Consider the following 19,192-nt stretch of genomic DNA (forward strand, 5'->3'; position numbering starts at 1 on the left):
CTTCCATTCCCGCAGCGGCCGCCCTCGAGGGCCGGGCCGCCGATCCCGGAGGACGCCGCATGGCGATGGGTTCGATCCGCGCGAGCGGTTCCGACGACGACGATCTCGACACCGCACCGATGTCGGAGATCAACGTGACGCCGATGGTCGACGTCATGCTGGTGCTGCTGATCATCTTCATGGTCGCGGCGCCGCTGATGACGACGGGCGTGCCGGTGCAGCTGCCGAAGACCTCGGCCGCCAAGGTCGCGCAGTCGCAGAAGCCGGTCGAGGTGACGATTGACAAGGACGGCAAGCCGTCGATCGCCAAGGAGATCTTCACGAACGAGACGCTGATGCCGCGCCTCCGCGCCATGGCGGCCGAGAACAAGGACCAGGTGTTGCTGGTCCGCGGCGACAAGGACGTGCCCTACGGCAAGATCATGGAAGTGATGGGCCTCGTCGGACAGGCGGGCTTCACCAAGGTCTCGCTGATCGCCCAGTCGCCCGGCGGTGCCGCGCCCGGCGCGTCTCCGGCGGCGCCCTCAGGTGGGGCGGCCAACGGGGCGGCTCGGTAAGCCATGTCCGTCATCTCCGACACCGGGGCTCCCGAATCCCGCACGTCCGGGCTCGTGCCCGCCTTCCTCGTCGCGCTCGTGCTGCATCTCGGCGCGCTGGCCGGCCTCGCCCTGTTCAAGCTGACCCCGCCGGCTCCCCCCGGCGAGCAGCAGATCTCGATCGACCTTGCCCCGCTGATGACCGACGCGGACACGCAGGCGCCGAGCGAGACCCAGGCGAGCGAAGCCGCTCCGCCGGAAACCAAGCCGGTCGAGGACCCGGCCGAGGCGGAGCCGACCAAGCCGCCGCCGGAGGTGGCCGAAGCGAAGCCCGACGAGGCCGTGGTCGCGCCGCCGCCGCCCGCGTCCGTCGCGGAGGTCCCGCCCGACGCCGTCGCGGTCGAGCCCGAGAGCCAGATCATCACCTCCCAGGCCGAGCAGGCCGAGCCGCTGGCGCCCCCGCCGCCGGTGGTCGCGCAGGCGCCGGAGCCCGAGAAGCCGGCCGAGCCGCAAAAGCCGAAGGTCGACCTCGCCAAGCTCAAGGCCGAGCGCGAGGCGAAGCTCCGGGCGCAGAAGCGCCGGGAAGAGCTCGAGGAGGCCCGCCGCGAGGCCATCGAGGAGCGCAAGGAGGCGGTCCGCGAGGCGAAGGCCAAGGCCGCCCGCGAGGCCAAGGCGAAGCAGGCCCAGGCCCGCGCGGGCGCGGAGAGCCGGAGTTCCGCATCGTCCTCCCGCGAGAACGCGTCGGGCCGGGCCTCGGCCGGGAGCGATCCGAGCGCCATGCGGCAATGGACCGGGGCGATCAGCTCGGCGATCCATGGCCGGATGAACCCCGGTGCCGCGAGCGGCACGGCCGGCGGCACGGCGATGGTGCGCTTCACCGTGCTGCGGTCCGGCCAGGTGACGAGCGCCGGCCTCGCGCGCAGCAGCGGCGTCAGCCAGATCGACAGCGCGGCGCTCGGCGCCGTGCGCGGGAGCCTGCCGGCGGCGCCCGCCGGCGTGACCCAGTCGAGCCTGTCGGTGACGATCCCGCTCAATTATCGCGTGCGCTGAACCGACGTCCGAGCCGCCGGCGGAAGGTGCCGCCGGCGGTCATACGTTCGTTCGTCGAAGGTTAGGCTACGGCTGCACGGGAAAAGTCGCCGTGACTTGCCTTCGACCAGGCCGCGGCATTCGCCATCGGGGCCTCCGGCGTGCTACACAATCACTCGTTCCGCACGCCGCGACGTGTTCGCGGTGGATCGGCGGAGACGATGCGAACCGGCCGCCCACCTGTCCTCGGGTTGCGCCGAGCCTGCCCATCCCGACGCAACGGCGCGCTCCTGCGGAGCGTGGAGCGCCCTTGTCGTGACGGGACCCGGACGGGACGAAAGGAATATGATGAGCGACGAGATCGATACGGGCGCGGACGCCGAGGACGAAGTCCGGACGCCGGAAGAGGAAGCCAAGCACAAGGCCGAGGAGCGGGCCGAGCGCGCGGAACGGGCCGAGCGCATGCAGCGCGAGGGCGCCCAGGCCATGGCGGAGCACATCGCCTCGATCAAGGCCGTCGACGAGCGCACGGTCCGCCTGCGGGCGCTGCGGCTCGCCAAGGAGGCCGCCGACGCGCAGGCCAAGGCCGCCGAGGTGAAGCCGCTGACGAAGGCGGCCGCCGCGAAGGCCAAGGCTGCGGAGAAGGCCGCAGACAAGGCGGCCGACAAGGCCGTGGCGGAGAAGGCGGCCGCGAAGAAGAGTGCGGCCAAAGCCGCCAAGAAGGCCTGAGGCGCGACCATGGCCTTCGACCGCACGCGCCGCATCACCGATCCGCGTCAGGCGGCCGAGGCCGCCTTCAAGGCGGCCACCACCGCCAAGCCCGCCCCGGCGGCCGCACCGCCGGCCCCGCGCCAGCCGCAGGCCGCCCCGGGGGCGCGGGAATCGGTGACGCTCCGCCTCGACAGCGCCGTGCTCGCGCATTTCCAGAAGGACGGCCCGGGCTGGCAGGACCGCCTCAACGACGCGCTCAAGGCGCTCGTCGCCGGCTGACGCGCCACGCCGTCAGGTCGAGCCGCGCCGGATGCGGTTCACCGCACGGTCGAGGGCGCCGAGGAACTCGGACCGGTCGCGCGCCGAGAACGGGCGCGGCCCGCCGGTGATCGCGCCGGCCTCGCGCAGGTCCTGCATCAGGTTGCGCGTCGCCAGCGCCATGCCGATCGACGCGTCCGAGAACGGCTTGCCGTTCGGCCCGATCACCGTCGCGCCCGCCTTCACGCAGCGGCTGGCCAGCGGCACATCGGCCGTGACGACGATGCTGCCCGGCCCGGCACGTTCGGCGATCCAGTCGTCGGCGGCATCCATCGCGTCGCCGACCACCACGCGCTCGATCCAGGGCTCGCGCGGCACGTTCAGGAAGCTGTTGGCGACGACGTAGACGTGCAGCCCGTAGCGGGCGGCGACGCGATAGGTCTCGTCCTTCACCGGGCAGGCGTCGGCGTCGACGTAGATCGCCGTCGAGCCGGTCATGACGGCCGCCTCGCGGCGGCGCGCCGCTCCGCCGTCGCTCTCGGCCGACGGGCCTTCGGCACCAGGCGCGCCGAGAATCCCGCGACCATCAGGAGCACGCCAAGGGCGAACTGCGCCTTCGAGATCTCGCCGCCGATCGACAGCACGATCGCCCGGCCGACCACGACGATGCCGGCGAGCGGCAGGCCGTAGCGCAGCAGCATGCGCAGGGCGGTGAGCCAGCGTCCGCTCATCGCGCGACCCGAAGCGCCGGCCGCTCCGCCTGGATCGGCTGGGGCATCTCGGGGGCCGGCCGCTCCAAGGTCGCCACCGAGAGCGGCTGGCCGCGCCCGCGCAGGGCGTGGGCTCCGAGGGACCGCGCCGCGATCCCGGGCGGCAACCCGCCGAGGCGGGTGAGCAGGTCCTGCGAGATCAGGATGTTCACGCCGAGCGGCCGGCACAGCGCCTCGATCCGCGAGGTGACGTTCACCGCGTCTCCGAAATAGGCGATCTTGTGCCGGTCGACGCCGACTTCCGCCGTGACCACCGATCCGCCGTGCAGGGCCGCGCGCAGCCGCGGCACCGTGCCGAAGCGCGCGGTCCACGCCGGCGCATCCGCCTCGATCCGGTCGAGCACGTCGAACACGCAGGCGACGCAGCGCGCATCCTTGAGGCCGCGCGCCATCGGCCAGGTGATCATGGCGAGGTCGCCGATGTAATCGTCGGTGGAGCCGGCGTTGCGCCGCACCGGCTCGGCCAGCGTCGCGAAGATCGCGCCGAGATATTCCTGCGCCCGGAGGTCGCCGTGGGTCTCGGCGAAGGCGGTGGAGCCGACCACGTCGAGGAACAGGAAGATGCGCTCCTCCCGCACCGGCTTGTGGTAGCGCCCGACGAGAAAGTTCACGAACACCTCGCCGCCGATCAGGTCGCGCATCCGCACGACGAAGACTAGCAGCGCCGAGACCGCGAGCGAGTAGGCCAGCACCCGCGGCGTGATCCGGACCGCCGCCGACAGGCTGTCGGCGGTGAGCCCGAGCGACCAGACCACAAGGCCGCCGAGCGCGCAGCCGAGCGCGATCATCAGCACGTAGAGCAGCTCGGCCGAGGGCACGTACAGCATCGCCGGGAGGCGGCGCAGGCGCGTCTGAAGCCCGGAGAGAATCAGCCCGCGATCGAACGACAGCACCGTCACGCCGACGGCGAGACCGTAGATCAGGCCGGCGGCGAGCGAGGTGCCGCCGACGAACAGGAGGTTGTAGAGAAGGCCGGCCCCGCCCGATGCGACGACGATCAGGGCCCAGAACCAGCGATGCTGCGGCAGCATTCAGCGATCCGCCTGGGCGGGGAGCGGGACGGGAGGCGGACAGGCAGCGTGCACGAAACCGATCCTGAAGCGTTCTCGAACCGGAGAAGGACGTAGCCCGCGGGACGGCGCCCCGTTTCGGAAACGGGACATCGTCCAAAGTCTAGGTCCGGACCCCGTGCCGAGCCATTGCTCAACGTCCCATGATGGCGCGATTAAGGCGCGGGCGCCATCCGTTCGCCGATCGGGCGGCCGCGCCGCAGACATCGGACCTTCGGGGCGCGCCGCGCGCCCCAGCGAGACAGGATCCACGCGATGCACGCCAGACCCTTCGGCTCGACCGGCCTCAACGTCCCGGTCATCGGGCAGGGCACGTGGCACATCGATGCCACGGCCCGCGACGGCGCGGTCGCCGCCCTGCGGGCGGGCATCGATGCCGGCATGACCCACATCGACACGGCCGAGATGTACGGCGACGGCGAGGCCATCGTCGGCGAGGCGATCCGCGGCGTGCGCGAGGAGGTCTTCCTCGTCTCCAAGGTGGTTCCGGGCAACGCGACGCGGCGCGGGGTGGCGCGGGCCTGCGAGCAGTCGCTGCGGCGGCTCGGGACAGACCGGCTCGACGCCTACCTGCTGCACTGGCCCGGCAGCCATCCGCTGGAGGAGACCATCGCCGGGTTCGAGGACCTGCGGCAGGCGGGCAAGATCCTGGCCTGGGGCCTGAGCAACTTCGACGTCGACGACCTCGACCGGGCGCTGCGCATCGCCGGCCCCTACCGCATCGCCTGCAACCAGGTGCTGTACCATCTCGGCGAGCGGGCGATCGAGCACGCGGTGCTGCCATGGTGCGCCGCGAACGGGGTCGCGCTCGTCGGCTACTCGCCCTTCGGCAGCGGCGACTTCCCGAACCCGTCGAGCGCCGGCGGCCGCGTGCTCGCCGGCATCGCCGCGGCGCACGGGACGACGCCCTACGCCGTGGCCTTGGCGTTCCTGACGCGGATCGAGAACACCTTCACCATCCCGAAGACCGGCCGCGCATCGCGGGCGATCGAGAATGCGGGCGCGGCGAAGCTTCATCTCAACGCGGCCGAGATCGCGATGATCGAGGCGCAGTTTCCGCGCGGGCCGCGGCCGCGAACCCTGCCGATGCTGTGAATCGCGTGCGGTCGGCGCCGCCCTGTCGCGCTACCGTCAGCGATCCCGGGCTATCGGTCGTCCTGGGCACGGGCGGGGAGCTCTCGGAGACGATGATGGCGAAGCGGTCGATCGCGCGGCGATGCCTGGCCGCCATGCTGGCCGGTGGTGCGGCTGTCGCCGCCGGCGGCGTCGCGGCCGCGCCGCTGGCCGGACCCTACGGCGAGACGCTGACGATCGACGACAAGGGCATCACGCTGCGCTTCCCGGACGACGCGGCCCAGCTTCGGATCGGCGGCAAGCTGCAGCTCGATTTCGGGGCGGCCGGCATCCGCCAGCCGGGGTTTGCCGAGCCGTTCTCCGACAACGTCGGCGTCCGGCGCTCGTGGATCGAGAGCTACCTGACGCTCGGCAAATCCATCGAGATCGCGTTCCAGTACGATTTCGCCGACCCGATGCGGCCGATCAACGATGCGGCGATCGCCTGGAAAGGCATCCCGGATATGATCCTCACGGTCGGCAACATGAAGGAGCCGTTCAGCCTCGATCAGCTGATCAGCGACAACAACACCGTCTTCACCGAACGCTCGCTCGCCGACGCGTTCGCGCCGGCCCGCAACTTCGGCTTCGCGATCGGCCGGAGCGGGGCGGACTGGAGCGTCGTCACCGGCGTCTTCGGCGGCAACGCCAACACCGGCATCCGCAGCGAGGGCGTGGCCTCGACCACCCGCGCCACCTTCGCGCCCATCCACACCGACGACGCGGTGCTGCATCTCGGCATCGCCGGGAGCTATCGCAGCCTGCCGCGGGACGAGACGCCGCTCGCCCTGTCGAGCCGCTCCGAGGCCTTCCTGTTCGCCCGCCCGTTCGTGAACACCGGCGACATCCGCGATGCGGCGAGCATCGGCCGGATCGGGCTCGAGGCGGCCTACCGCACCGGACCGCTGCTGATCCAGGCCGAGTACATCCGCACCGAGGTGTCGCGCTTCGACGGGGCGCGATCGGTCGCGTTCCAGGGCGGCTACGTCGAGGCGAGCTACGTGCTCAACGGCGCCGGCCGCGCCTACGCCGTGACGCCGAAATACGGCACGACCTACGCGATCTTCGAGGGCGTCAAGGTCGGCGAGGACGCGCGGGTGAGCCGCGGCGGGATCGGCGTGTTCGAGGTCGCCGCCCGCGTCAGCGCGATCGACCTCGACGACGGCACGGTCCGCGGCGGGATCGAGCGCGACGTCAGCGTCGGGGTGAACTGGTACCCGGACCGCAACGTGCGGATCATGGCCGACTACGTCCGCTCGCGGACCGCGCCGTCGGCGCTCCAGGGCGGCCGCGCCGTCGACGCCGACGTCTTCATCGGGCGGTTCCAGCTTTACTGGTGACGCCGACGCCGCGCGGCCGGTGCGCGCGCTCAGCCGGCGAAGAACGCGCCGATGCTGTCGACCATGTAGGCGATCGCGTCCGGCGAGATCCCGGGATAGACGCCGATCCAGAAGGTGTCGTTCATCACCCGATCGCTCGCCGAGAGGTATCCGACCGTCCTGAAGCGCCGCTCCAGCATATAGGGCTGGCGAGTGAGGTTGCCGCCGAACAGCAGCCGCGTGCCGATCCGGTGACGGTTGAGGTGCTTCAAGAGGTCGTTGCGCCGGCCGCTCTCGCGCAGCGTCAGGGGGAAGCCGAACCAGGACGGCTCGCTCAGCGGCGTCGCCTCGGGGAGGATCAATCGGTCCTCGAACCGGCGCAGCCCGTCCCTCAGCAGCGCGTAGTTGCGCTTGCGCAGCGCGATGAAGCCGTCGAGCCGGTCGAGCTGGGCGACCCCGACCGCGGCCTGCATGTCGGTGATCTTCAGATTGTAGCCGAGATGCGAGTACGTGTATTTGTGATCGTAGCCGTGCGGCAGGTCGCCGAGCTTCCAGTCGAAGCGCTTCTTGCAGGTGTCGTCCTGGCCCGGCGCGCAGTAGCAATCCCGGCCCCAGTCACGCAGGGATTCCAGCGCGCGCTTGAGCCGGCTCGACCCGGCGAAGACCGCCCCGCCCTCCCCCATGGTGATGTGGTGGGCCGGATAGAAGCTGAGCGTGCCGACATCGCCGAAGGTGCCGACCATGCGGCCGTCATAGGTGGCCCCTAGCGCGTCGCAGCAATCCTCGACGAGGAACAGGTCGTGCGCCTTGGCGAAGGCCGTGACGGCGCCGAGGTCGAACGGGTTGCCGAGCGTATGGGCGACGACGATCGCCCGCGTCCGCGGCGAGAGCGCAGCCTCGAGCGCGCGGACATCGAGATTGTAGGTCGGGATCTCGACGTCGAGGAAGACCGGGACGAGGCCGTTCTGCAGGATCGGGTTGACGGTGGTCGGAAAGCCGGTGGCGCAGGTGATCACCTCGTCGCCGGGCACGAGCCGCCGGTCGCCGAGCAGATGCGAGGTCAGCGCGGTCACCGCGAGGAGGTTGGCCGAGGACCCGGAATTGCAGGTCAGGCAGTAGCGGGCGCCGATGAAGCGCGCGAGGCGCCCCTCGAACGCCGCGTTGAAGCGGCCGGTGGTCAGCCAGAATTCGAGCGCGGAATCGACGAGCAGCCGCATCTCCGGGGCGCCGTAGACGCGGCCCGAGACCGGAACCGGCGATGCGCCGGCCTCGAACGGGCGCGGTGCATGGGCCTTCGACGCGTAGAGATCGACGAGGCGCAGGATCTCGTCGCGGATCCGGTCCGCGCTGGCCGTGGCGTCGAGAGTGGGCGCTTCCGTCCCGTCACCGTCCGCCATGCACCGACATTCCCCATTCCTGTCGCACGGGCGGCTGTTCGAGGCCCCTGCATCGCGCGAGAGCCGCGCGCGAGCTATCGTCCGGTATGGTTAACGGAATGGAAACGCCCTGACACTACGGGGTACCGTCGAACCGGTGCGGGCAGGGTGGGAGCACGGCACTCATGAAGGTCGTCATTTTGGCCGGCGGCCGCGGCACACGGCTCGGCGAGGAGACCATGATCCGGCCCAAGCCGATGGTCGAGCTCGGCAACAAGCCGATCCTTTGGCACATTATGAAGTACTACTCGTCCTTCGGGCTGACGGAATTCGTGATCTGCCTCGGGTATAAGGGGTACATGATCAAGGAGTTCTTCTCGAACTATTTCCTGCACACATCCGACGTGACGATCAACCTGAAGAACAATTCGACCGTCATCCACAACAGCGTCGCCGAGCCCTGGCAGATCACGCTGGTCGAGACCGGCGAATCGACGATGACCGGCGGCCGCCTGCGCCGCGTGCGCAACTACGTCGGCGACGAGGACTTCTGCATGACCTACGGCGACGGGCTGTCGGACGTCGATCTCGACGCGCTGCTCGCCTTCCATCGCGCGCACGGGAAGCGCGCGACGGTGACGGCCGTGTCGCCGGCGGCACGCTTCGGGGCCATGGCGCTCGACGGCGAGCGCGTGGCGGTGTTCCAGGAGAAGCCGGCCGAGACGAACGACTTCATCAACGGCGGCTTCTTCGTGCTGTCGCCGCAGGTGCTCGACCTCGTCGAGGGCGACGACGTGATGTGGGAGCAGGAACCGATGGAGGCGCTTGCCGCGCAGGGCGAGCTCGCCGCGTTCCGGCACCACGGCTTCTGGCATCCGATGGACATGCTGCGCGACAAGATCCATCTCGACGGGCTCTGGGCCGACGGCACCGCGCCGTGGAAGCGGTGGTGATCGCCGGCGCCCTGCCGAGCCCCGCCTTCTGGCGCGGGCGCCGCGTGCTGCTGACCGGCCATACCGGCTTCAAGGGCGCGTGGCTCGCGCACTGGCTCGGCGCTCTCGGCGCCGTCGTGACGGGCTTCTCGCGCGATCGCCTCGAAGGCCGGAGCCTGTTTCGAGACGCCGGGCTCGGCGACGGTCTCCTCGACCGCAGGGGCGACGTGCGCGACCTCGCGGCGGTCCATGCCGTGATGGCCGAGGCGGAGCCGGAGATCGTCCTCCATCTCGCCGCGCAATCCCTGGTGCGGCGCTCCTACGCGGATCCGGTCGAGACCTACGCGACCAACGTCATGGGCACGGTCCACGTGCTCGAATCGGCCCGCCGGCGCGGGAACGGCTGCCTCGTCCTCGTGGTCACCAGCGACAAGTGCTACGAGAATCGCGAATGGCCCTGGGGCTACCGCGAGAACGAGGCGCTCGGCGGCCACGATCCCTACAGCGCGAGCAAGGCCTGCGCCGAGCACGTCGCTTCCGCCTACGCCCGGTCGTACGGACCCGGGGCCGGCCTGCGCACCCTGACCGCGCGCGCCGGCAACGTCTTCGGCGGCGGCGACTGGGCGCCGGACCGGTTGATCCCGGATCTGGTGCGGGGCTTCCGCGATGCGCGGTCTGTGGCGATCCGGAACCCGGATGCGGTCCGTCCGTGGCAGCACGTGCTGGAACCGCTCTGCGGCTACCTGGTGCTGTGCGAGCGCGCCCACGACGCGCCGGACCTGCTCGGCCAGGGCTGGAACTTCGGCCCGACGGCGGGAGGCGAGGTGTCGGTCCGCCACGTCGCCGATGCGGTCGCCAGGCTGTGGGCGGCCGACGCGCGCTGGCACGAAGCCGGTGTGCCGGGGCAGCTCCACGAAGCCGGCTTGCTGCGCCTGGATTCGACGCGGGCCCATCGGATCCTCGGCTGGCATCCGCGCTGGAGCCTGGAGCAGGGCCTGGCGGCGAGCGTCGCGCTGTATCGCTCGGACCTGACCGGCGCGCCGCTGCGCCGGCTCCTGTCGAGCCAGATCGCGCGCTACACGGGGATGCCGGCATGAAGATCGCGAAAAGCTGCGTCTGCTGCGATGGGACGGCGCTGCGCCGCGTCCCGGCGGTGCTGATGCCGTTCCTCGCACATCGGATCTTCGGCTGGGACAGCGTCGAGATCACGCCGGACTGGGCGATGCGCGATTTGACGCTCGGCCGCGCCTACAGCGTCTGCAACACGCTGGCCTGCGAGGGCTGCGGCCTGCTCTTTCTCGACATGCGCTTCGACGACGCGGAGATGGCCGCGCTCTACGCCGACTATCGCGGCCCCGCCTATCGTGCCCAGCGCGAGCGCTACGAGCCGGGATACGGCGCCCGCAACGACATCCTGCTCGGCGGCAGCGCCTACATCCCGGCGATCGAGGCGATCCTCGCCGATCACGTCGCGGCGGCGCCGCGCGTGTTGGATTGGGGCGGCGATACCGGTGTGAACACGCCGTTCAAGGACCGAGCCTCGCTCCACCACGTCTACGACATCTCCGACAAACCGGTCGTTTCCGGCGCCGAGCGGGTGACCCTCGATCAGGCTCGGACCGGACCCTACGACCTCGTCGTCTCGAGCAACGTGCTCGAACACGTGCCCTTTCCGCGCGAGCAGCTTCGCGAGATCGCGGCCGCGATGAATCCGAAGACGATCTTGTACCTCGAGGTCCCGCACGAGGACATCGTCCGCCTCGTTCCCGCCTCCGGGGATCGGGCGGCGGCGAAGCGGCACTGGCACGAGCACGTCAACTTCTTCACGGAGGAAGCGATCGACGCGATGATGGAGCAGGCCGGCCTCGAGACGCTGACGCGGATCTCCCATCCGGTCTCGGCCGGCGGCAAGGGCAGCCATGTCTTCTCGATCGTCGCCCGCTCGCGTCGCCCGCTTGAGACACCCACCCGACCACCCCTATGATCGCCGGGAAGATTCGCGGTGATCGCCAGACCCGCGCCGGACGACGCCCCGGAGGCGAGCACCGGCGCGTCCGCGGCGTCCGCTCGAGCGTCGCGGACGTGCCGGCGCAGCGAACGACACACCGAAGCGCCCTGCTGAACGAGACCAACCCCATGTCACTGTCGCGGACGTCGCCTGTCGCCTCTCTGATCCCGGAGCGCCTGTTCATCTTCGAGCTCGCCAACAACCACATGGGCGACGTCGAGCATGGGCTCCGCATCATCGACGAATTCGCAGCCCTGGCCCGCGGCTACGATTTCGCCTTCGCGATCAAGCTCCAGTTCCGCGAGCTCGACACCTTCATCCACCCGGATTTTCAGGGTCGGACCGACATCAAGTACATCAAGCGGTTCTCCGAAACCCGCCTGGACCGCGCGCAGACGCGCCGCCTGGTCGCGCGGATCAAGGAGCACGGGCTGATCGCCATGTGCACGCCCTTCGACGAGGCCTCCGTCGATCGCATCGTCGCGGACGGCTTCGACATCCTGAAGATCGCGAGCTGCTCGTTCACCGACTGGCCGCTGATCGAGGCGATCGGGCGGACCGATCTGCCCGTCGTCGGCTCGACCGCCGGGATCGAGCTGCTCGACATCGATAACATCGTGTCCTTCATGCGCCACCGCGAGCGCGATTTCGCGCTGATGACCTGCGTCGCGCAGTATCCGACGCCCGCAAGCGACCTGCAGCTCAACCAGATCGATCTCCTGCGCGCGCGCTATCCCCACCTGCGCATCGGATACTCGACGCACGAGGACCCGAACGAGACGCTGCCCGTCGCGATGGCGATCGCGAAGGGCGCTACGCTGTTCGAGAAGCATGTTGGCGTCCCGACCGAAACCTACGCGCTCAACGCCTACTCCGCATCGCCCGCCCAGGCGCGGGCCTGGCTGGATTCGGCCCGGAAGGCCTATGCCTGCGCCGGGGTGACGGGAGAGCGGGTCGAGCCGTCGCGGGAGGAACGCGACGCCCTGCGCGACCTGCGCCGGGGCGTGTTCGCGAAGCGGCCGATCGCCAAGGGACAGCGGCTCAAGGCCGAGGACGTGTTCTTCGCGATCCCCGCGCAGCCGGGCCAGGTCACCGCCAACGACTGGTCGAAGTACACGCACTACACCGCGACCGACGACATCCCCGCCGCGGCCCCGGTCACGTCCGCCGCCACGCGGCGAGAGGAGGTCCGGGCACGGATCCTGTCGATCGTCGAGCGCGTGAAGGCCCTGCTCAGCGAGAGCCGCGGGGTGGTGCCGGGCGAGGCCGAGCTCGAGATCTCGCACCATTACGGTCTCGACCGGTTCGATCGGGTCGGCATCACGATGGTGACCGTGGTCAACCGCGGCTATTGCAAGAAGCTCATCGTCGTCCTGCCGGGGCAGTCGCATCCCGAGCAGTACCACGCGCGCAAGGAGGAGACCTTCCACATGCTGCACGGCGATCTCGTCCTGCGGCTCGACGGCGAGGATCAGGTCTGCCGGCCGGGCTCGGTGGTGACGATCACGCCGGGCACGCGGCACGCCTTCGAGAGCCGGACAGGGGCGGTGTTCGAGGAGATCTCCTCCACCCACGCGATCGACGACTCGTTCTACACTGATCCGGCGATCGGGCAGAACCCGGATCGCAAGACCTTCCTGCGCTACTGGCTCGCCTGACCGACGCCCCCGGCCGATCTCCGAGCCTGCCGCACCACCGAGAGACCCACCCGCGATGACCACCCATCTCCGGCGCCTGGCCGATTACGTCGCGGAGTTCGTGGCCGCCCAAGGGGTCGGCTGCGTCTTCCTCGTGCCCGGCGGCGGCGCGATGTACCTCGTCGATGCCGTCGGCGCCTGCCCCGCCCTGACCTACGTCCCGAACCATCACGAGCAGGCCTCGGCCATCGCGGCCGAAGCCTATGCGCGGGTGAACGGGCGCCTCGGCTGCGCCCTGGTGACGACGGGCCCGGGGGCGACGAACGCCATCACCGGATGCGCCGGCGCCTGGATCGAGTCCGTGCCGCTGCTGATCATCTCGGGCCAGGTGAAGCGCGACGACCTCATCGGCGCGAGCGGCGTCCGGCAGATGGGGCCGCAGGAGGTCGACATCGTCTCGATCGTGCGGCCGATCACCAAATACGCCGCGACGGTGATGGAGCCGGCGGCGATCCGCCGGCATCTCGAGGAGGCGGTGCATCGCGCGACGACGGGGCGGCGCGGGCCGGTCTGGCTCGACATTCCGCTGGACGTGCAGAACGCGACGATCGACGTCGCCGCGCTCGCCGGCTTCGCGCCGCCGTCGCCCGACGCGAGCACCGGCCCGACCGAGGCGCAGCTGGATGCTGTAATGGGCATGGTGGCGCGGGCGGAGCGGCCGATCATCCTGGCGGGGCACGGCATCCGCCTGGCGGAGGCGGCGGGCGCGTTCCGCGAGCTCTACGAGACGTTGCAGATCCCGGTGGTGACGACGTGGAACGCCGCCGACCTGATCCCGGCGGCCCATCCCCTGAGCGTCGGCAAGCCCGGCACGGTGGCGCTGCGCGCGCCGAACTTCGCGGTCCAGAACGCCGACCTCGTGATCGCGATCGGCGCGCGCCTCGACAACGTCGTCACCGCGCACAACCCGGCCAAGTTCGGCCGCCACGCGCAGAAGGTCGTCGTCGACGTCGATGCCGCCGAGCTGGCCAAGTTCTCGGAGAATGCCGGCTTCTCCTTGAGGATCGAGGCCGACGCGCGCGACTTCATCGAACGGCTCCTGCCGCGGGCGCGCGAGGCCGCGCCGGTCGACCGGTCCGGCTGGCTCGCGCGCTGCGCCGACTGGAAGCGGCGCTATCCGATCAACGACGGCGCGCCCTTCCCGACAGAAGGGCCGATCGGCCATTTCCACCTGACCCAGATGCTGTCCGAGGAACTGCCGGAGGACGGCCTGATCGTCACCGGAAGCTCCGGCCTGGCGGTCGAGTTCTTCCACACCGGCTTCCAGAACAAGCCGGGCCAGCGGGTGTTCCTGACCTCGGGCCTCGGCGCGATGGGCTACGGCCTGCCGGCGATGATCGGCGCCTACATGGCGTCCGACCGCCGGCCCTTCGTCGGGATCGAGAGCGACGGCTCGCTGATGATGAACGTGCAGGAACTGCAGACGATTGCCAGCCTCGGGATGCCGGTTCGGATGTTCGTGTTCAACAACAACGGCTACGCCTCGATCCGCACGACGCAGCGTACCTACTTCGAGGGCCGCTACGTCGGCAGCGGGCCGCAGGCCAAGCTCGACATCCCCGATCTCGTCGCGCTGGCCAAGACCTTCGGCTGGGACGCGTTCGCGATCTCGGACGTCGCCGACCTGCGCGACGGCATCCGGCGCGCGCTCGATCACCCGGGGCCGCTCCTCGTCGACGTGCGCGTGATCGAGACCGAGGCGCTGTTCCCGAAATCGGCGGCCCTGCCCCAGGCCGACGGATCGATGCGCTCGATGCCGCTGGAGGACATGTCGCCGCTGCTGCCGCGCGACGAGTTCCGCGCCAACATGATCGTTCCCCTCGATCCGGCCTCGGAGACCGTGCCCGAGCACCTGATCGTCTGGCGCGCACCCGCGTGAGCGACGACTTCGGCGGCATCGCCTCGGGCGATCTCGATGCGGTGATCGCCCGCGTGGCCCCGGCGCTCGCCGAACTCGATCGTGCCTCGATCTTCCTCACCGGCGGGACCGGCTTCTTCGGGCGAGGGTTGCTCGCGCTGCTGGCGCGCGCGCGAACCACGTTGCCGATCGATCTCACGGTCACCGTCCTCTCGCGCGATCCCGGCGGGTTCCTTCGCGCCTCGCCCGATCTCGCGCAACTCGACTGCGTCCGGCTGATCGCCGGCGACGTGCGATCCTTCGCCTTCCCGGCCGGACGCTTCACCCATGTGATCCACGCGGCGACGGACACGAGCGCGGCGGCGGATCGCGATCCGATGACGCTGATCGCGTCGATCACCGAGGGCACGCGGCGCGTCCTCGACTTCGCGACCGCTGCGGAGGTGGGCCGCTTCCTCTACGTCAGCTCCGGCGCAGTCTACGGCCGCCAACCGCCGGACCTCGCGGCGATTCCGGACGATCATCCCGGCGCCTGCGATCCGCTCGATCCACGCTCGGCCTACGGGCAGGCCAAGCGGCTCGCCGAGCAGATGTGCGCGATCGTCTCCGCCCGGACGGCGACGGCCGCCGTGATCGCGCGGGCCTTCGCCTTCGTCGGGCCGGGATTGCCGCTCGACGGGCATTTCGCCATCGGCAACTTCATCCGCGACGCCCTGGATGGGCGGACGATCGTCGTCTCGGGCGATGGGCAGCCGGTCCGCTCCTACCTCTACGCGGCGGATCTGGCGGGCTGGCTGACGACGCTCCTCGTGCGCGGCATGCCCGGCACGGCCTACAACGTCGGCTCGGACCAGCCGATCAGCATCGCCGACCTGGCGGCCGCGGTCGCCGCAGAAATTCCGTCGAGCCGCGGCATCGCGATCCGAGGCCTCCCCAGCGCCGGCGCCGACCGCAACCGCTACGTCCCGTCGATCGCCAAGGCCCGGCGCGACCTCGGCCTGGACGTCTGGACCCCCCTCGACCAGGCGATCCGCCGGACCGCCGATGCCGCACGCCGAACAGGATAGGCCGTGATGAGCGGAACCGCGTTTGCCGACCTTCGCCGGCGCCTCGCCGTCCCCGAGCAGGATTTCGCGGGTGTCGGGCGGGGCTGTCACATCTACGGCGCCGGCGGCTTCGGCAGGCGGATCGCGCGCGAACTCGTGCGGCTCGACGTACCGGTCCTGGGCTTCGTCGACCGGACCGGGCACGAGCGATCGACCGTCGACGGTCTACCGTGCCGCCATCCCGACGATCTCGGCGATGCCGAGATCGAAGGATCGGCCTACGTGCATGAGTTGATGAACCATTACGTGCCGTCGCGCTCCCTAGCAGAATGGGCCATTGCGCGCGGTTTCACCCAAGTCCTCTTCCCGACAGATCTGTATACGATACCCGGATTCTCGCTCGACAACTATTGGCTCGCACCACCCGCTGCGACGCTCGATCGGCTCGACGATATCGAAGCGCTCCACGATCGGCTGGGCGACGCCGAGAGCCAGGCTCTCTTGCTCGCCCTGCTCGACTATCGGCTTTCGACCGACCCACGGCGCCATCCCGAACTCTGCGCATCGGACGCATACGTTCCCGACTTCCTACCCATCTTCGATCGACCCATCACCTTCGTCGATGGCGGAGCCTATACGGGAGACACGCTGGAGACGCTGCTCGCGCACGACGTCTCCGTATCCGACTGGATCGCTTTCGAACCGGACGAGCGGAACATGGCAGCACTCGTCGAGACCGCCCGAAGGCATCGCGCAACGCTCGGCCGCTACACCTTGATCAAGGCGGGGCTTTCCAATGCGAACGAGACCGTTCAATTCACCGACGGCGACGGCGAAGCGTCGCGAGTCTTGGGCCCGCAGGACTTCGTTGCGGCAAGCACCTCTACGACGGACATCCAAGTGGTCAGATTGGACGACGCCGTCAGTTGCACCGGCGACGTCTACGTGAAGCTCGATATCGAGGGGGCGGAACGCGACGCCCTGCAGGGCATGGAAGAGCTTCTGGCGCGGCGGCCGACGATCGCCGTCAGCATCTACCATCGTCCCTCGGACCTATGGGACATCCCGCAAATCGTCGCCAACCTCTACCATCGCCCACGGTTCCGCCTGCGGCAGCATGGCCACCACGGCTTCGACACAGTCCTCTACGTCACGCCGAATTAAGACTCTAGGTTGCCGATCGGATCGGCGGGGGCAGGCGTTGAAGCGACCCAGCGCCGCCACATCATGCGCCAAGCCGCGACGACGTCGTCCGCCAGAAGACGATGATCCATGTGCGGACTCGCTGCGAAGCGGCCGCGAAGATCGTGGCGGATGGACCGCAACCACCCCGCATCCTCGGCCAAACGGCTGGCAAGATCCACATACGCGTCGACGGTCGGAGCGCTGAGTTCCAGAAGACCCGCATTCGTCAGGATCGAATGGCCCATCCGGGCCACGAAGTGGCTCCCTTCCAGGGCGATGAACGGCACGCCCATCCAGAGCGTATCGAGGCTCGATGTGCCGCCATTGTAGGGAAACGGGTCGAGGGCGATGTCGATCTGATTGTAGAGAACGTAGCGGTTGCTCGGCGAACGCGCCTTCAGGATCGTGCGGTCGAGCGGGACGCCGAGGCGCTCGAGCCGCGCCGCGACGTGGCGCGCGGTCGCCGGCTCGTCCACGTCGGCGATCTCGAGGAGCAGCTTCGAGCCCGGGACCCGGTGGAGGATGCGGCCCCAGGCTTCGAGCGCGGCGTCGCTGACCTTGGTGAAGCGGTTGAAGCAGCCGAAGGTGACGTAGCCGTTGTCTTCCGAGGGCGGATGATCGGCCAGCGGCAGCGAGGCCGCGGGGGCCTGGTAGCACGCGCCGGCGCGCGGGAGGCGCCAAAGCGCCTCGACGCTGAGGTCGTCGCCGACGCCGGGGGGTTCGGCGTGGAGATCGGTGAAGCGATAATCGATCGCCGACATGCCGGTCGTTCCGGGATAGCCGATCCAGCCGACCTGGATCGGGGCGGGCTTGCGGGCGAAGACGAGGATGCGGTTCTCGGCCGTGTGGCCGGACAGGTCGACGAGGATGTCGATCGCCTCCGCCTCGATCAGGTCTGCCGCCTCGTCGTCGGTGAGGCCGCACAGGCAGTGCCAGTGGGCGAAGCTCGCCTTGAGGCGCTCCGTCGCCGCATCCTCGTTCACCGTGTTGGAGAAGGCGAAGGTCTCGATCTGCGTCGTATCGAACCGGTGCAGCGCAGGCTCGAAGAAGTAGTTGACCGCGTGCTCGCGGAAATCGCCCGAGACGAAACCGACCCGCAGGCGGCGCTCGGGATCGCGATCGTTCGCGAACGGGCGGCGGCGCAGCAGCGGATCAGCGAACCGAAGGCCGAAGGCCTGGGCGTCGGCGAAGCGTTCCTCGGCGGTATAGTCGGCAGAGTACAGCTTGGTGAACAGGCGGTTGCTGTGGACGAAGGATAGGCTCGGGTCGATCCGCAGCGCCTCGTCGTAGGCGGCGATGGCCTCGTCGAGCAGGCCCATGTCCATCAGGGCGCTTCCGCGGTTGCTGTGGGCTTGCGCGAAGTCGGGGCACAGCCGAAGCGCCTCGTCGAAGCGGTCGATCGCGTCGCGGAGCCGGCCCTGCTTGCGCAGGGCGACCCCGAAGTTGCTGAAGGTGTTCGGGTTGTTCGGATCGATCTCGATCGATCGGTCGAAGCAGGCATTCGCCTCGCCGTAGCGTCCCTGGCGCGCGAGGATCGTGCCGAGGTTGCCCTTGATCACCGGCGCGTCGTCGTCGAGGGAGACGGCGATCTGCAGGAGGTCGACGGCGAGGGTCAGGCGGTTCGTCTGCGCGGCGATGCTGCCGGCCATGTGGAGCGCTTCGACGTGGCCCTCGTCGAGCATCACGATCATGTCGATCAGCGGCTCGGCGTCCTTGAACAGCCGGTCCTCGTAATGCTGGTGCGCCTCGGTGAACAGGTTGGCGATCAGCGCCGTCAGCGTCGCCTGGGTTTCCGCATCGGCGAAGCGCTTCTCGCGGAAGCGCTCGAGCACGGCGCGGGCGTCGCCGACCCGTCGGGCGCCGAGCAGCGCGGTGGCGAGCGAGAGCCAGAAATGGGGCTGATCCGGTCCGGCTTTCAGGGCCGCCGCGAAATGCGGCACCGCCAGCGCGGCGCGATCGGTCTGGCTCGCGATGATGCCGAGCTTGTAGTTGGCTTCGGCGTTCTGCGGGTCGGCATCCAGCACCCGGCGATACTGCCGCTCGGCCGCCGCAAGCCGCCCGGCGCGCTGCTCGAGCGAGGCATCCTTCAGCAGCCTCGCGGTCGAGGATCGTCGCTGGGACGCGACCGGCAGGTCGCGATGATTCGTGCGTCGGGCCATGATGCCTCCCCCGCGCGACTGTCGCGTTGCGATGGTTAACGAATCGTTCCGGCCTCGCCCCCGATCGCCGCCGGGCCTCACGCATGAAAAAAGGCCGGGGCGATGCCCCGGCCTCGCTCCGAACG

18 protein-coding genes are annotated in these 19,192 nt (G+C 69.9%); 13 read left to right on the forward strand and 5 right to left on the reverse strand.

Annotated elements, in window-relative coordinates:
- Positions 1-59: 59 nt before the first annotated feature.
- The 4 genes from tolR (at position 60) to MKK64_RS09225 (ending at position 2,555) form a co-directional block, all read left to right on the forward strand.
- Positions 60-557, forward strand: coding sequence for a protein TolR (gene tolR, locus MKK64_RS09210; RefSeq protein WP_243933855.1), 498 nt, complete (start codon positions 60-62; stop codon positions 555-557).
- A gap of 3 nt (positions 558-560) precedes the next feature.
- Complete coding sequence (locus tag MKK64_RS09215) at positions 561-1,586, forward strand: TonB family protein (RefSeq protein WP_243933857.1); 1,026 nt, start codon at positions 561-563, stop codon at positions 1,584-1,586.
- A 327-nt stretch (positions 1,587-1,913) separates the two neighbouring features.
- Positions 1,914-2,294 carry a hypothetical protein gene (locus MKK64_RS09220; RefSeq protein WP_147842349.1) on the forward strand — a complete coding sequence of 127 codons (381 nt, stop codon included), beginning with the start codon at positions 1,914-1,916 and terminating at the stop codon, positions 2,292-2,294.
- 9 nt (positions 2,295-2,303) lie between these two features.
- Positions 2,304-2,555 carry a BrnA antitoxin family protein gene (locus tag MKK64_RS09225; RefSeq protein ID WP_147842350.1) on the forward strand — a complete coding sequence of 84 codons (252 nt, stop codon included), beginning with the start codon at positions 2,304-2,306 and terminating at the stop codon, positions 2,553-2,555.
- A gap of 12 nt (positions 2,556-2,567) precedes the next feature.
- On the opposite strand, the gene MKK64_RS09230 is transcribed toward MKK64_RS09225, so the two are convergent.
- The 3 genes from MKK64_RS09230 to MKK64_RS09240 are packed head-to-tail and all read right to left on the reverse strand — an operon-like array spanning position 2,568 to position 4,335.
- Positions 2,568-3,032, reverse strand: coding sequence for a YaiI/YqxD family protein (locus MKK64_RS09230; protein ID WP_147729255.1), 465 nt, complete (start codon positions 3,030-3,032; stop codon positions 2,568-2,570).
- On the reverse strand, positions 3,029-3,265 hold the full coding sequence (locus tag MKK64_RS09235; RefSeq protein WP_243933859.1) for a hypothetical protein: 237 nt from the start codon (positions 3,263-3,265) through the stop codon (positions 3,029-3,031). The genes MKK64_RS09230 and MKK64_RS09235 overlap by 4 nt, the downstream gene beginning before the upstream one ends.
- The gene (locus tag MKK64_RS09240) at positions 3,262-4,335 is read right to left on the reverse strand and encodes an adenylate/guanylate cyclase domain-containing protein (protein ID WP_147859117.1); all 1,074 of its coding nucleotides are present in this window, start codon (positions 4,333-4,335) and stop codon (positions 3,262-3,264) included. The genes MKK64_RS09235 and MKK64_RS09240 overlap by 4 nt, the downstream gene beginning before the upstream one ends.
- Positions 4,336-4,629: 294 nt before the next feature.
- Between MKK64_RS09240 and MKK64_RS09245 the strand changes: the two genes are divergently transcribed.
- Both MKK64_RS09245 and MKK64_RS09250 read left to right on the forward strand, forming a co-directional pair.
- Positions 4,630-5,469 carry an aldo/keto reductase gene (locus tag MKK64_RS09245; protein WP_147729258.1) on the forward strand — a complete coding sequence of 280 codons (840 nt, stop codon included), beginning with the start codon at positions 4,630-4,632 and terminating at the stop codon, positions 5,467-5,469.
- 95 nt (positions 5,470-5,564) lie between these two features.
- Positions 5,565-6,827, forward strand: a complete 1,263-nt coding sequence (locus tag MKK64_RS09250) for an OprO/OprP family phosphate-selective porin (RefSeq protein ID WP_243933866.1) — start codon at positions 5,565-5,567, stop codon at positions 6,825-6,827.
- A gap of 29 nt (positions 6,828-6,856) precedes the next feature.
- On the opposite strand, the gene rfbH is transcribed toward MKK64_RS09250, so the two are convergent.
- Complete coding sequence (gene rfbH / locus MKK64_RS09255) at positions 6,857-8,203, reverse strand: lipopolysaccharide biosynthesis protein RfbH (RefSeq protein WP_243933873.1); 1,347 nt, start codon at positions 8,201-8,203, stop codon at positions 6,857-6,859.
- Positions 8,204-8,367: 164 nt separating this feature from the next.
- Here rfbH and rfbF point away from each other — a divergent pair, with 164 nt between their 5' ends.
- The 7 genes from rfbF (at position 8,368) to MKK64_RS09290 (ending at position 16,887) form a co-directional block, all read left to right on the forward strand.
- Positions 8,368-9,135: a glucose-1-phosphate cytidylyltransferase gene (gene rfbF, locus MKK64_RS09260; protein ID WP_147726170.1), complete on the forward strand. Its 768-nt coding sequence runs from the start codon at positions 8,368-8,370 to the stop codon at positions 9,133-9,135.
- Positions 9,132-10,211: a CDP-glucose 4,6-dehydratase gene (gene rfbG / locus MKK64_RS09265; RefSeq protein ID WP_243933881.1), complete on the forward strand. Its 1,080-nt coding sequence runs from the start codon at positions 9,132-9,134 to the stop codon at positions 10,209-10,211. Before rfbF ends, rfbG begins: the two co-directional genes overlap by 4 nt.
- Positions 10,208-11,098, forward strand: coding sequence for a class I SAM-dependent methyltransferase (locus tag MKK64_RS09270; RefSeq protein ID WP_243933883.1), 891 nt, complete (start codon positions 10,208-10,210; stop codon positions 11,096-11,098). The genes rfbG and MKK64_RS09270 overlap by 4 nt, the downstream gene beginning before the upstream one ends.
- A 152-nt stretch (positions 11,099-11,250) precedes the next feature.
- On the forward strand, positions 11,251-12,780 hold the full coding sequence (locus tag MKK64_RS09275) for an N-acetylneuraminate synthase family protein (RefSeq protein WP_243933884.1): 1,530 nt from the start codon (positions 11,251-11,253) through the stop codon (positions 12,778-12,780).
- 55 nt (positions 12,781-12,835) lie between these two features.
- Positions 12,836-14,698: a thiamine pyrophosphate-binding protein gene (locus tag MKK64_RS09280; RefSeq protein ID WP_243933886.1), complete on the forward strand. Its 1,863-nt coding sequence runs from the start codon at positions 12,836-12,838 to the stop codon at positions 14,696-14,698.
- Complete coding sequence (locus MKK64_RS09285; protein ID WP_243933888.1) at positions 14,695-15,744, forward strand: NAD-dependent epimerase/dehydratase family protein; 1,050 nt, start codon at positions 14,695-14,697, stop codon at positions 15,742-15,744. The genes MKK64_RS09280 and MKK64_RS09285 overlap by 4 nt, the downstream gene beginning before the upstream one ends.
- A 6-nt stretch (positions 15,745-15,750) precedes the next feature.
- Complete coding sequence (locus MKK64_RS09290; RefSeq protein ID WP_243933890.1) at positions 15,751-16,887, forward strand: FkbM family methyltransferase; 1,137 nt, start codon at positions 15,751-15,753, stop codon at positions 16,885-16,887.
- Here the strand turns inward: MKK64_RS09290 and MKK64_RS09295 are convergent.
- Positions 16,884-19,067 (reverse strand): tetratricopeptide repeat protein, encoded by a 2,184-nt coding sequence (locus MKK64_RS09295; protein WP_243933892.1) that lies wholly within the window; start codon positions 19,065-19,067, stop codon positions 16,884-16,886. The genes MKK64_RS09290 and MKK64_RS09295 overlap by 4 nt on opposite strands.
- Between the last annotated feature and the right edge of the window lie 125 nt (positions 19,068-19,192).

Source organism: Methylobacterium sp. E-025, assembly GCF_022829705.1.
Taxonomy (GTDB): Bacteria; Pseudomonadota; Alphaproteobacteria; order Rhizobiales; family Beijerinckiaceae; genus Methylobacterium.

Excerpts from the sequence above, each read along its gene's own strand:
- MKK64_RS09220 (WP_147842349.1), top strand. The coding sequence starts at position 1,914 with ATGAGCGACGAGATCGATACGGGCGCGGACGCCGAGGACGAAGTCCGG.
- MKK64_RS09290 (WP_243933890.1), top strand. The coding sequence starts at position 15,751 with ATGAGCGGAACCGCGTTTGCCGACCTTCGCCGGCGCCTCGCCGTCCCC.
- MKK64_RS09280 (WP_243933886.1), top strand. The coding sequence starts at position 12,836 with ATGACCACCCATCTCCGGCGCCTGGCCGATTACGTCGCGGAGTTCGTG.
- MKK64_RS09240 (WP_147859117.1), bottom strand. The coding sequence starts at position 4,335 with ATGCTGCCGCAGCATCGCTGGTTCTGGGCCCTGATCGTCGTCGCATCG.
- tolR (WP_243933855.1), top strand. The coding sequence starts at position 60 with ATGGCGATGGGTTCGATCCGCGCGAGCGGTTCCGACGACGACGATCTC.
- MKK64_RS09225 (WP_147842350.1), top strand. The coding sequence starts at position 2,304 with ATGGCCTTCGACCGCACGCGCCGCATCACCGATCCGCGTCAGGCGGCC.
- MKK64_RS09295 (WP_243933892.1), bottom strand. The coding sequence starts at position 19,067 with ATGGCCCGACGCACGAATCATCGCGACCTGCCGGTCGCGTCCCAGCGA.
- MKK64_RS09275 (WP_243933884.1), top strand. The coding sequence starts at position 11,251 with ATGTCACTGTCGCGGACGTCGCCTGTCGCCTCTCTGATCCCGGAGCGC.
- MKK64_RS09215 (WP_243933857.1), top strand. The coding sequence starts at position 561 with ATGTCCGTCATCTCCGACACCGGGGCTCCCGAATCCCGCACGTCCGGG.
- MKK64_RS09235 (WP_243933859.1), bottom strand. The coding sequence starts at position 3,265 with ATGAGCGGACGCTGGCTCACCGCCCTGCGCATGCTGCTGCGCTACGGC.
- MKK64_RS09250 (WP_243933866.1), top strand. The coding sequence starts at position 5,565 with ATGGCGAAGCGGTCGATCGCGCGGCGATGCCTGGCCGCCATGCTGGCC.
- MKK64_RS09245 (WP_147729258.1), top strand. The coding sequence starts at position 4,630 with ATGCACGCCAGACCCTTCGGCTCGACCGGCCTCAACGTCCCGGTCATC.
- MKK64_RS09230 (WP_147729255.1), bottom strand. The coding sequence starts at position 3,032 with ATGACCGGCTCGACGGCGATCTACGTCGACGCCGACGCCTGCCCGGTG.
- rfbF (WP_147726170.1), top strand. The coding sequence starts at position 8,368 with ATGAAGGTCGTCATTTTGGCCGGCGGCCGCGGCACACGGCTCGGCGAG.
- MKK64_RS09270 (WP_243933883.1), top strand. The coding sequence starts at position 10,208 with ATGAAGATCGCGAAAAGCTGCGTCTGCTGCGATGGGACGGCGCTGCGC.
- rfbH (WP_243933873.1), bottom strand. The coding sequence starts at position 8,203 with ATGGCGGACGGTGACGGGACGGAAGCGCCCACTCTCGACGCCACGGCC.